This is a genomic window from Thermostichus sp. OS-CIW-29 (assembly GCF_054058195.1).
The window spans coordinates 22,863-33,929 of record NZ_JBSSAB010000036.1; the positions used below are offsets into that span (position 1 = coordinate 22,863).

13 protein-coding genes and 1 tRNA gene are annotated in these 11,067 nt (G+C 57.8%); 11 read left to right on the plus strand and 3 right to left on the minus strand.

Annotation, left to right across the window (positions count from 1 at the left end; all coding sequences use genetic code 11):
- Positions 1-89: 89 nt before the first annotated feature.
- A complete protein-coding gene (locus ACVWZJ_RS11915) occupies positions 90-536 on the minus strand; it encodes a Fur family transcriptional regulator (RefSeq protein WP_011433855.1) in 447 nt (148 codons plus the stop codon).
- A 356-nt stretch (positions 537-892) separates the two neighbouring features.
- On the opposite strand from ACVWZJ_RS11915, the gene ACVWZJ_RS11920 reads away from it, so the two are divergent.
- Positions 893-1,273, plus strand: a complete 381-nt coding sequence (locus ACVWZJ_RS11920) for a hypothetical protein (protein ID WP_011433856.1) — start codon at positions 893-895, stop codon at positions 1,271-1,273.
- A gap of 198 nt (positions 1,274-1,471) precedes the next feature.
- A complete protein-coding gene (locus tag ACVWZJ_RS11925) occupies positions 1,472-2,677 on the plus strand; it encodes a D-alanyl-D-alanine carboxypeptidase (RefSeq protein WP_457396172.1) in 1,206 nt (401 codons plus the stop codon).
- A 56-nt stretch (positions 2,678-2,733) separates the two neighbouring features.
- Here the strand turns inward: ACVWZJ_RS11925 and ACVWZJ_RS11930 are convergent.
- Positions 2,734-2,806: transfer RNA gene (locus ACVWZJ_RS11930), tRNA-Ile, on the minus strand.
- 98 nt (positions 2,807-2,904) lie between these two features.
- On the opposite strand from ACVWZJ_RS11930, the gene ACVWZJ_RS11935 reads away from it, so the two are divergent.
- The 9 genes from ACVWZJ_RS11935 (at position 2,905) to ACVWZJ_RS11975 (ending at position 10,720) form a co-directional block, all read left to right on the plus strand.
- Positions 2,905-3,444 (plus strand): TMEM165/GDT1 family protein, encoded by a 540-nt coding sequence (locus ACVWZJ_RS11935; RefSeq protein WP_148202759.1) that lies wholly within the window; start codon positions 2,905-2,907, stop codon positions 3,442-3,444.
- 57 nt (positions 3,445-3,501) lie between these two features.
- Positions 3,502-3,837, plus strand: coding sequence for a TMEM165/GDT1 family protein (locus ACVWZJ_RS11940; RefSeq protein WP_011433859.1), 336 nt, complete (start codon positions 3,502-3,504; stop codon positions 3,835-3,837).
- A gap of 115 nt (positions 3,838-3,952) precedes the next feature.
- Positions 3,953-4,102, plus strand: coding sequence for a hypothetical protein (locus ACVWZJ_RS11945; RefSeq protein WP_011433860.1), 150 nt, complete (start codon positions 3,953-3,955; stop codon positions 4,100-4,102).
- A gap of 98 nt (positions 4,103-4,200) precedes the next feature.
- On the plus strand, positions 4,201-4,962 hold the full coding sequence (pyrH, locus tag ACVWZJ_RS11950) for a UMP kinase (protein ID WP_011433861.1): 762 nt from the start codon (positions 4,201-4,203) through the stop codon (positions 4,960-4,962).
- Positions 4,963-5,422: 460 nt separating this feature from the next.
- Positions 5,423-6,466: an endolytic transglycosylase MltG gene (gene mltG, locus ACVWZJ_RS11955; protein WP_457396174.1), complete on the plus strand. Its 1,044-nt coding sequence runs from the start codon at positions 5,423-5,425 to the stop codon at positions 6,464-6,466.
- An 11-nt stretch (positions 6,467-6,477) separates the two neighbouring features.
- Positions 6,478-6,951 carry a YqeG family HAD IIIA-type phosphatase gene (locus ACVWZJ_RS11960; RefSeq protein ID WP_011433863.1) on the plus strand — a complete coding sequence of 158 codons (474 nt, stop codon included), beginning with the start codon at positions 6,478-6,480 and terminating at the stop codon, positions 6,949-6,951.
- Positions 6,952-7,401: 450 nt separating this feature from the next.
- A complete protein-coding gene (locus tag ACVWZJ_RS11965) occupies positions 7,402-8,049 on the plus strand; it encodes a thermonuclease family protein (protein ID WP_011433864.1) in 648 nt (215 codons plus the stop codon).
- A 621-nt stretch (positions 8,050-8,670) separates the two neighbouring features.
- Entirely contained in the window at positions 8,671-9,621 is a 951-nt protein-coding gene (locus ACVWZJ_RS11970; RefSeq protein ID WP_011433865.1) for a LysR substrate-binding domain-containing protein, read from the plus strand.
- A gap of 184 nt (positions 9,622-9,805) precedes the next feature.
- The gene (locus ACVWZJ_RS11975) at positions 9,806-10,720 is read left to right on the plus strand and encodes an alpha/beta fold hydrolase (protein WP_414523187.1); all 915 of its coding nucleotides are present in this window, start codon (positions 9,806-9,808) and stop codon (positions 10,718-10,720) included.
- Positions 10,721-10,815: 95 nt separating this feature from the next.
- Here ACVWZJ_RS11975 and ACVWZJ_RS11980 read toward each other — a convergent pair.
- A partial coding sequence (locus ACVWZJ_RS11980) for a zinc ribbon domain-containing protein (RefSeq protein WP_457396177.1) occupies positions 10,816-11,067 on the minus strand: 252 nt, incomplete at its 5' end.

The following is an 11,067-nucleotide window of genomic DNA, read 5'->3' on the forward strand; positions in this document are numbered from 1 at the left end:
TCCCGTTGACGGGATCCCCATCCTCCTACCAGCCCAGTACAGTTCCCCTTCTGGGAAAGCATGAGAACCTGAGCTTTGGGAATTTTTGGCTACAAAATCGAGCGCTGCCCTTCTGGGCTGATACCAATAATGGTGAGCTGGCAATCCAACACTTTGAAACCGTACTTTTCTGCCACCTTCTGGGTGATGTTAAGAATGGCGTTGTTTTTGAACTCGATCACCTTATTGGTCTTGACGCACACCAGATGGTGGTGGTGGTGGGGGGCCGGCTGGTTGATCTCGTAATGTTTGTGCCCTTCGGTCAGTTCCAGTTCTCGCAAAATGCCCATGCGGGACATCAGCTTGACGGTGCGGTAAATGGTGGAAAGGCTAATGTTGTGGCCTTCTTCCCGCAACTTTTTGTGCAACTCCTCCGCGCTCAGATGCGTGCCCTCAGGCAAGTTTTGAAACGTTTGCAGGATGATCTCCCGCTGCCGAGTGGCTCGCCAGCCTTTGGCATTGAGCTCTGCCTTGAACGCCTCTTCGGTGTAGACCATGATGCCGCCCCTCCGCTGTTGGGCAACGTCGCCGTAACAGTCAATAAGTTCTGTAATTGATAATAACTTCATTTATGACGACACCACCCGACTTGGTTGCTGAAGACATCGTTCAGGCTCAGTTCAGGCCCAATAGAACAGGGACGCAACTGAGGCGCATGGGCTGCCGGGAGAGCCTCGGGAAGGGTGCGGGAAACCCAATCCCTCATCCATCCGGGATGAGCTAGCCTACAGAGCAGAGCCATGTGGCGGACTGTTTCTGGTGTTCGGGCGCGCCTAGGCTAACATACTCAAGAAAAGGCCCGCGGCATCCTGACGGCGTTAGCGAGCGTAGTGATCGGGGAAGGAAAACGAAAATGCGGTTTGAGCAGCCCAAAACCTATTCCATTTCTCTGGGTGGCTGGGGGTTCTGGCTGGGATCCCTGGCGTTGGCAGCTTTGCTGACCAGTGTCGGGCTGGGGTGGCTGGTCACTGGATTGGTGGCTCTGTTGCTGTTTTTGCTGTCCTTGCCGGTGTTGGTGCTCCTGGCCTTTCGCTGGTGGGCGCGCCGCTGGATTACCACCGATCGCTGCCCGGTGTGTGGGTCAGAATCGCAAGCCATTGAGGGCAGCCATTTCTTTTGCCCCAATTGTGGAGAGCCGCTGTTTGTTGCAGACGGACGTTTTTATCGGCAAACACCCCCCGGCACCATCGATGTAGAGCCTGTGGAAGAGGGTGGCTGGGAATTGACGAGCTGATGCCCCCTCGGTTGCCGGGATGTTTAGAGGGTGTTTTCCGTGAAAAGTGCTATGCCTGCGGCACCCCATGGTGCTACACAACACTGTTGCTCCGCAACGCTGACGCCACGGCACGAACGACATCTGTGGGGCTGGCCCGGTAGGCGGCTGGTTTCGAGCTGGGTTGGACTGTTCTCGGCGGCAATTCTGTTGCTGGGTTTGTCTCCCCATTCCCAGGCGACGGAGCAGGGATCCCTGCAACCTCAGGTGGAAACTTATCTGGCTCAGTTGGCCGGTCGGGGGTTTTCGCCCACAGCTCAGGGGGTTTGGCTGCAGATGGAGGATCCTTCGCCTCAGCGGGACAGAATCCTTGTTTTGGGACAGCATCAGGGATCCACACCCTTGCCGGCAGCTTCTTTGACCAAGGTGGCAACGACACTGGCCGCTTTGCAGCACTTTGGCCCACAACATCGCTTTGTAACCCCTTGGCTGACCACCGGCTCGCCAACAGCCGACGGGGTGCTGCAGGGGGATCTCTGGGTGGTGGGGGGGGAGGATCCCTTGTTTGTCTGGGAGGAAGCCTTCTCCGTCGGCAACCTGCTCAATGCTCATGGGATCCGCCAGGTGCGCGGGGATCTGGTGGTGGTGGGCCGCTTTTACATGAACTTTTCCCGGGATGTGGCGCAATCGGGATCCCTGTTGCGGCAGGGGCTGGATGCGCGGCGCTGGCCGCCAGAGGCGGAGGCCCAATTTCAAACCTTACCCCCCGGCACACCCAGACCGCAGGTGGAGATCTTGGGTTCGGTGCGGGTTGCCCAGCAGATCCCGCCCGGCGCTCAGGTTTTGCTCAGACATGAGTCCCCCCCCCTCATTCACCTGGTCAAGCTGATGAACCTCTACAGCAACAACTCCATGGCCGAGATGTTGGCCGATGCGGTAGGGGGTGCTGACCAGGTGGCCCAAATCGCCCGGGCCATCGCCGGGATCCCGCCCGAAGAGCTACACCTGATCAATGGTTCCGGGTTGGGGGTGGAAAACCGCATTTCTCCGCGGGCCAATGTAGCTTTGCTTCGAGCCATCCAGTCTCTTCTGGAGGAGCAGGGGCTCTCTCTTGCCGATGCTTTTGCCGTCGTTGGCCAAGATGTGGGAGTGTTGGAGCGGCGTCTGTTGCCAGGGATCCTAATTGCCAAGTCGGGCACCTTGAGGAGCGTCAGCACCTTGGCGGGTGTATTGCCAACCGAGCAGGGGGACATCTGGTTTGCCCTGATGAATGGCGGATCCGATCTGGTCGGCTTTCGCACCCAGCAGGGACAATTCCTCAGCCAGCTCCAGTCCCAATGGGGATCCCCTGCCACCTTGCCTGAGCGTTGGATCCCTCGCTCTGGGGATACGGGATCCCGCACGGAGCTGAACCCCCGTCTTTGAAACTGGGCGTCAACAGCCCTCAACCCAGAAACCTCGTCCGGCAGGGATCCTCCCCATGGGGCGTACAGGGATCGAACCTGTGTAAGGCAAATTATGAGTTTGCTGCCTAAACCGCTCGGCCAACGCCCCTGATTCTTTTACTCTAGCGTTTACTCTAGCGCCCTTGTCTCCTCCAGAAGCGGCTGAAAACAGGATAAGCTGCATGTCGGTGGTTAGGATCTGACGCCATGGCTGCGCCGCGTTCTTGGCAGGGGCAAATGGCCCTGGGCTTGGGGTTGATTGCCTTGTCCTCGGCTCTCTGTTTTGGCTTCTTGGCCGTTGGGCAGCACTATCTCTACGGGGATGGATCCGCTGTGGATTTCCAGCCTGCCGGGGAGAGTTTGGCCTTGTCTTCCGCCCCCGAGATTGGACTTCCGACGACACCGCCCCTCCCTAACCCCCCCTCTTCCGACGGCAATCTCCCAGAGGGATCCCCGCTGCAGCTCTGGCTTGTTACTTTTTTAACCGTGTTTGTGGCGGAAATGGGCGACAAAACCCAGTTGGCAACCTTGCTCATGAGTGCCCAATCCCAATCTCCTTGGGCGATCTTTTTCGGTTCCGCCGGTGCCTTGGTGACCGCCAGTTTTTTCAGCGTGGTGCTGGGAGAAGGTCTGGGGCAAGTCATTCCCCCAGGCTGGCTACAATGGTTGGCGGGTGCAGGGTTCCTGGTGATCGGGGGCTATGTATTATGGCAGGAGTGGCGGGGGAACAAGCTCCCAGAGGGCTAGCCTCCCTGAGCAGCCGATGCCAACCCGGCAGGACAGAGTGGAGAACAACCGAGGAACGTGTTGATCCAAGACAACGACAGCCGAACCCCGTCTTTTTTGCTGCGGCAAATGGCCGGACGGGCCGCCCTAGTGAGCTTTGGCTCGATTCTGCTGGCCGAAATGGGCGATAAAACCCAATTGGCGACCCTGCTCCTCAGTGCCCGCTCGCAAAACGCTGGGGTAATCTTTTTGGGCGCTGCTGCTGCTTTGATCAGCACCAGCCTAATTGGGGTGTGGGCAGGAGCTTGGGTGGCCCGCCTGATCCCACCTCGCTGGATCAAAACCCTGGCAGGCGTGGGGTTTGTTGTGATGGGCCTAGTCTTGTTGTGGGGATCCCTGCCCATAGCCGGCTGAGCAGAGGGCTTCAGGATGGCCTCGGCAAAGCGTGATAGGATTAAGAGCGCCTCACTTTGACACTTCAAACTGAGGACCTTCACTTGAGTCCGGACAACCGGTCAGGAAAACCAGCATGGCCAAAAAACGCAATCTGAAGCGGGAAAAAGCCGAGCGCAACCGCGAATATGCCAAACAGTTCCAAAAAAGTCGTGCTCGCAATGGCCGCCGCTTCCGTTCTGCCCCCCGCGACAATGAGGCCAGCGCTGGCGAAGAACAGCAGTAAGGTTGTTTTTGTCGAGATGCTCTGTCGGTCAATCCTGTGAGCGGAGCTAGTTCAACAAACCTGCTATCGTATGCAGGGGTGGGCCGGAGCGGATAAGCATGAAATATCGACGGATTCTACTGAAGTTGAGTGGTGAAGCCCTGATGGGGGAGCGCCCCTACGGGATCGACCCCGAGGTCTTGAAGTCCATTGCCGGCGAAGTGGCCTCGGTGGTGCGGGCCGGTGTGCAGGTGGCGATTGTGGTGGGAGGGGGTAACATCTGGCGCGGGCGCAAAGAGGCGGCTGCCCAAGGGATGGATCAGGCTTCTGCCGACTACGTAGGGATGCTGGCCACCGTCATCAACGCCTTAACCCTGCAGGATGCCATTGAGCGAGCCGGGATCCCCACCCGGGTGCAGACGGCCATCGCCATGCAGGAGGTGGCGGAGCCCTATATTCGTCGCCGCGCCATTCGTCACCTGGAAAAGGGGCGGGTGGTGATTTTTGGGGCAGGATCTGGCAACCCCTTCTTCACCACCGATACCACTGCGGCCTTGCGGGCGGCGGAGATCGATGCCGAGGTGATTTTCAAAGCCACCAAGGTGGACGGAGTTTACGATGCGGATCCCAAGACTCACCCTCAGGCCCGCCGCTACGATGTCCTCAGCTATCAGGATGTGCTGAACCGCGATCTGCGGGTTATGGACAGCACCGCCATCGCCCTCTGCAAGGAAAATCAATTGCCCATCGTGGTCTTTGACCTGACTACCCCTGGCAATATTTATCGAGTGGTGCAGGGAGAACCCATCGGCACTTGGATCGGACAGCGGACGGTCGAGAACAACGGGATCCCCAGCCCAGGAGAGTTGATCCCAAGTTAGGGGGGAAATCGGCCTTGAGAGTCCGGCGACGCCCTAGCCAGGATTGAGTCCGAAGGATAGCCTGGCTCAAGGGTGTGCTCAGGCCGTTTGGAGGGAAAGGCAATGACAGATCAGCTAGAAATTGCAGGAGCCCCGCACTGTACCCGTAGGGTCGGTGTCGGGAGGAATGCTATAACAATACTGCGGACACCAGAAACGGTTGTTTAAGGCACTGGTAACGGTCGATTGGGGGTGCTGTAAACCACCCCAGAGGCTCGTGGTTGGCTTGCTAACTGCAGGGCTACTAAAAGCCCGCTCCGTACCGCCTAGCGGTTGGTGTCGGGTAGTTTACGTTCAGCATTCGGCCCAAAAGGATCCCGTCTTGCCCAAATGCTCTGCTGCCCAAGGCGCTATACCCAGGTCACCCCATGTTGCTACGCAACGCTTACGCGAACGCTGGGGTCGGCGTCTTTTGCAGAGCTTGATTTTCCTGTTGGTTCTGGTCGGGGGATTGGGCTACTGGCAGTGGCAGACCTGGCTACAGCCGGTGGGCGGCCCAGAACCGATCCAAGTAACAATCCAGCCGGGCAGCAGCAGCCGTCTGATCGGGCAAAAACTGCGCCAAGCAGGGGTGATTCGCTCAGCTCTGGCTTGGGAGCTGTGGAGCCGCACCTTCGGACGGGATTGGGTGTTTCAGGCGGGCACCTACGCTTTGGATCCCAACCAGGACATGCTGGCCGTGGCCCAGCAACTGCGGCAGGGAAGGATCCTGCAAAGACGTCTGACCATCCCGGAGGGTTGGCGCATCGAGCAAATGGCAGAGGCTCTGGCCCAGCGCAACTGGCTGGCAGCCGATGCCTTCATTGCCGTGACCCGGGTGATTCCCCCCCTCGACTGGCTGCCCCCCAACTTGAGCTCACTAGAAGGCTACCTGTTCCCAGACACCTATCTTTTCCCCATCGAACAGGTGGAGGGATCCCTGCCGGATCGGGAAAAGGCCCAGATGGTGGTCGACGCCATGCTGCAGCGATTTGTCGCGGTGGCCCTGCCCCTGTTTCGCCAGCACACCACTTCCCTGTCTCTGCACGAGTGGGTTACCCTGGCCAGCATTGTGGAGCGGGAGGCCGTGGTGCCGGAAGAACGCGCTTTGATTGCAGGTGTCTTTCTGAACCGGCTTAAGAAAGGGATCCCCCTGGGAGCCGATCCGACGCTGGAGTATGCCTTGAATATCCGGCAAACCCCAGATCGCCGCCTCACCCTTACGGAGGTGCGCACCCCCTCTCCCTACAACACCTACCTCAACCCGGGCTTGCCCCCCGGCCCCATCGCCAGTCCGGGCTTGGCCAGCCTAAAAGCCGTTTTGCAGCCTGAGCAAACCGACTATCTCTACTTTGTGGCCCGCTACGATGGCACCCACGTTTTCAGCAAAACCCTAGCAGAGCACGAGGCAGCCCAATTGCAAATTATTCAAGAGCGTCGGCAAGCTGCCCAGGGATCCCACCATAGTCCTCAACCCAGTCCTTAGCCGAGGAGCGGATGGTACACAAACCTTGGTTCAAGCTCCTGCAACCGGATCTGGTGGTGGCCGGCACTGTCTTAAAGTTGCGGGCAGAAGACCTGTGGGCCTGGCAGGTAAAAGGCATCATCTTTGACGTAGACGGTACACTGGTGCCGAGCCGACAGGTTGAGGTGGATCCCGCTGTGGCTGCTTGGCTGGAGCAGTTGCGTCCGCACTTTCAAATTTGGCTGGTGAGCAACAACCTCAATCGCAACCGGATTCAACAAATCGGAGAAAGCCTGGATCTGCCTTACATTCACCGCGCTGGGAAACCCTCACGGCGGGCCTTGCGGCGGGCCGTAGCCCAGATGGGCTTGCCGGTAGAAGCAGTGGCTATGGTGGGAGACCGCCTGTTGACGGATATTTTGGCGGGCAATCGACTGGGGTTGGTAACCGTGCTGGTCAACTCCCTCTTGTCCGAAGCAGTCGAAAAGAACCCTGCTACCCTCTAGGGGCTGCGCTTTTGAGAGATTTGAGAGTTGGACAACTGTAATTGTTTCAAACTGAATTGAAAAGGTTTCCAAGCACTCCCCCTTTCCTTCGCAAAGAGAGAAGACCAAAAGACAATCCTGCTGCTCGGAAGGACTTAGTCACTTCAGTTTAGGGTGAGACGCCTGGGCAGCTGAGAAAAGCCCTGTGGCCCCATGCATGTTTCATGCATGTTTTAGGTGTGGGTACAGTGTCCCAGTTTGAATCGAAATGACCAACCACAGGTTGTCAGCGCTGACAACTGCTGACCGGATGGGTAGCACATCTAAAAATCAAGACAAAAATCGAGAGAGATTTTCCAGACCTGACCCATCTGCCCCAATTTTTTGTAGAGTGACGGCAGGTGAGCCGGATCCCGCGTTGAAGCCCAGTAGGCGGCGGTGTGAGGGCGGTGTGAGATCCAAAGGTCAAGCATGCGAACCATCCCTATTGTCAAGTCCGCCATGCAACGGCTAAAGTCCATGCTGCAAAAATCCCTGCGTTCTGCTCCGACTTCCCCCGGCTCCAGATCCTCGCTTGTATCCAATGGACGGAGCCTGATCAAGCTGGGCAGCTTTCTGGCCTTGCCTTTGATATTCTCGACATTGCCCGCTTGGGCTTTAACAGTGATGGCGCGTCCAGATCTGCGCGACCTCAAACGTGCAACCGTGTTTCGGGTGGTCAACTACAACACCCTGGTTGTTCAGCTTGAAGGGGATTTGGATTTGCGGCTGGTGCAACTGATTGGGATCGATCCCTTGCCTGACCCGATCAACCCCAACTGGACGGAGTTGCGCGGACAAACCCCTCTGGCAGTTTACAATGCCGGCCAATATCTGCAGACTGCTCTGCTGGGACGTGAGGTGTTTTTGGAGTTGGATCCTGCCCTAGCCCCTGCTCCCACCTTGCCTGCCTACGTTTGGCAAGCCAACACCCTCATCAACCAGGAAATGCTGTTTTTGGGGCACGGCCTGTTGTCGCCACAAACCGATGGCTTGAAGTACGGCCCCATTCTTACTGAAGCTGCCGATGCAGCCAAAAGACAAGGACGCGGCTATTGGACAACCTACGGCCCTCGCTAGAGACCAAGCCAAACCCAGAGCTGGAATTGCCAGCCTGTTTGTTGAGAATAATCTCAACAGCCATCTTCCGCCGGTCGGTGAGAGCATGACTCTAGTCAATAATAAGCTCAACTATACTGAAAATAATGTATAATATGTTCAGTACGGATTACTACCAGTTGATCTTTCTGTTTACTTTCGAGTCTGCCAACATGGTAGCCAAAGCAAAGCAGAAAATTGGTAGTAAGACGACACGGAAACTGCGCTTTGGGTATTCTACTCAAAGCTTTGCGGGATACCGCCATTCTGTTTGGACTCCGTCCCGCTAACGCGAATGGAAACAAACAGAATGCTATCGCTGCATAGTTGAACAGTGATGTTCAGCAGTGTTCAGCGTAAATGTATCAGGTAGGTATTGTGGGCATAGCTGCTCCGAATGGCAGAGAAACAGCCCGAAGATTCTGAGCTCTCCTCTCCACTCTTGGCTGGTCACCCCCCAGAGCCGAGCTGCCGGGAAAGGGTTGAGCTGCTCTCTTGGGATTTCTCGCTTGTTTATGATGATCTCGTGTGGGTTTCCAAACGCGGGCTGCCCAGCTTTTCAGGGAAACGTAAGGGATCCCACTGTGGGGTTTGGAGTTCCCTATGGCGGATGAGTTGCCATTTACCTTAGATCAGCTCCTCATTGTGCGGGCAATTGCCCAGCAGGGTAGCTTTCGCCGTGCTGCCGATAGCCTGTTTGTCTCCCAGCCTGCCGTCAGCTTGCAAGTACAGAACCTGGAGCGACAGTTGGGGGTGGTGCTGTTCGACCGCAGTGGGCGCAAGGTGGAGCTGACGGATGCCGGGAAAGTGGTGCTGCAGTACAGCGAGCGCATCCTCAAGCTGTGCCGTGAGGCCGTCGAGGCCCTAGCGGATTTGCAGAAAATGGAGGGGGGGCATCTGGTTCTGGGGGCCAGCCAAACGGTGGGCACCTATGTCATGCCTTCTTTGATCGCCCAATATCACCGCCGCTATCCACAAATTTCCGTACAGCTCTTGGTGCAATCCACGCGGCGAATTGCCCAGAAATTGGTGGACGGCCAGTTGGACGTGGCCATTGTTGGCGGGGAGATCCCCTTTGAGCTGCAGCGGCACTTGAAGGTGATGGCTCTGGCGGAAGATGAATATGTGTTGGTCGGTGCTCCCGGGTGTGCCATCGACTCTCCGGCTCTTGTGGATCTGCTGGCTTTGCCCTTCATCACCTTGGATCCCCAGTCTTCCACTCGGCAAACCATCGATCGGGTGCTGAACCGCCACGGCATTAACCCGGCCCAATTGAACGTGCGGCTGGAACTCAGCTCGATTGAAGCAATCAAAAATGCTGTCCAGGCGGGTTTGGGGGTGGCCTTTTTGTCTACGGTGGCAGTGGGATCCGATGTGGAACAGGGGCGGTTCCGGAAGCTGGCGGTGGAAGGGCTACAGATACGGCGTACCCTCTGGCTGGCTTTTAACCCGGAGCGCTATCAATCGCAGGCAGCCACCCGCTTCCTCCAAGGGCTGCTGACCCGCCAAGACTGGCTGAAAACTCCCCCGCCCCATTTGCAGTTGATCGGCTAAGTTGCGATGCGTTACGGCCTTTTCCGAGTTGATGGGATCCCAGGTAGATTCCGGTGGATTGAGCAGGATCCCTGTTCAAAGAGATACGAGAGATATTTCCGTATAGGTGCATTCGCTGTAGCCAATGCTGCTCCGGAAGAAACTGCATCTGCTGAATCTGTCTGTGTCTACTGACCCCAAGCCGATGACCAGGCAAACGCTGTTGGAACGACTCCCCCTGGCCCAGCGCTTGGCGGAGTTACAGGCCCGCGTTCAAGAGATCCCGCTGCACAGGGTGAAATTGGAAGGGTTGAACATCGCAGGGGCAGAGTCCTGCTGGGCTGCCTATCGAGACTGGGGAAAAGGGATCCCACTGCTGTTTCTGCATGGCTTTATGGCCACTCATGCCAACTGGTGGCCGCTGATGCAAGGGTTGGGAGACGAATATCGCTGCATTGCCTTGGATTTACTGGGGTTCGGGCAGTCCGGCCAACCGGCCTTGCACTACGACATCGCTGCAGAAGTGGAGTTTGTGCGCGGATTTGTCCAAACGCTGGGCCTAGCTGCTCCGGTTTTGGTGGGCCATTCCTTTGGGGGATGGGTGGCGGCAGCTTACGCCGTGCGGTATCCGCTGCGGGGATTGGTCTTGTTGGCTCCTGCCGGGATCCGCGACGACAGCTTTGTGAGACGCTACAACCATTTGCGGCCCTTGCTCTGGGAAAGCGCTTGGGTGGATTGGCTGTTGCGGGCGATCGCTCCGCTGGCCCGCTGGTGGCATTGGGAAGACAAGCTGGCCCAGCTCTTGTGGTTGCGGGGATCCCTGCGTCAGCAGCCGGTCGCTCGGCAATTTCTCCGACAACGTCTGCGCCCACAAGCTGCTGTCGATACGGTTGAACGTTATCTCAACTACATTCAGGCCCCCACCCTGGTGATCGCCGCCGAACAGGACGACACCATTCCCCTCTGGCACTGCCAAACCTATGCCGAAGGGATCCCTGGGGCTCAGCTCAAGATCCTGGCCGGGGCCGGCCACGCCATCCCTGCCTTGCATGGGGAACAGGTGCTGCCCCTGATCCGGGAATTTCTCGACACAGCCCTTTCCGCACAATGCGGGCTTTGAGCTGGGGCTGTAGCGTATGGCCGAGAGAGGAATGCCGCTTGCCAGATGGCGATGCCCGATAGGCGACGGAGCGCCGCCCAAGGGGAACGCGTAAACTACCCGGCCCTGACTGCTTCGCAGTACAGGGCGGGCTTTCGGTAGCCCTGCAGTTGGCAAGCCAACCACGGACCTCTAGGCTGGTTTACGACAGCCCCAAGTTTGGCAATCATGTTGGCCCCATTCCAGTCCGCATCCCCTTCCCATCCACAGTGCCCACACTTGAACGACTTACCACTGCGATAGGATTGCGCAGGGTCGGGATGGATGTGCAAACACCGGTGGCAGGTCTGCGACGTGTAGGCAGGCGG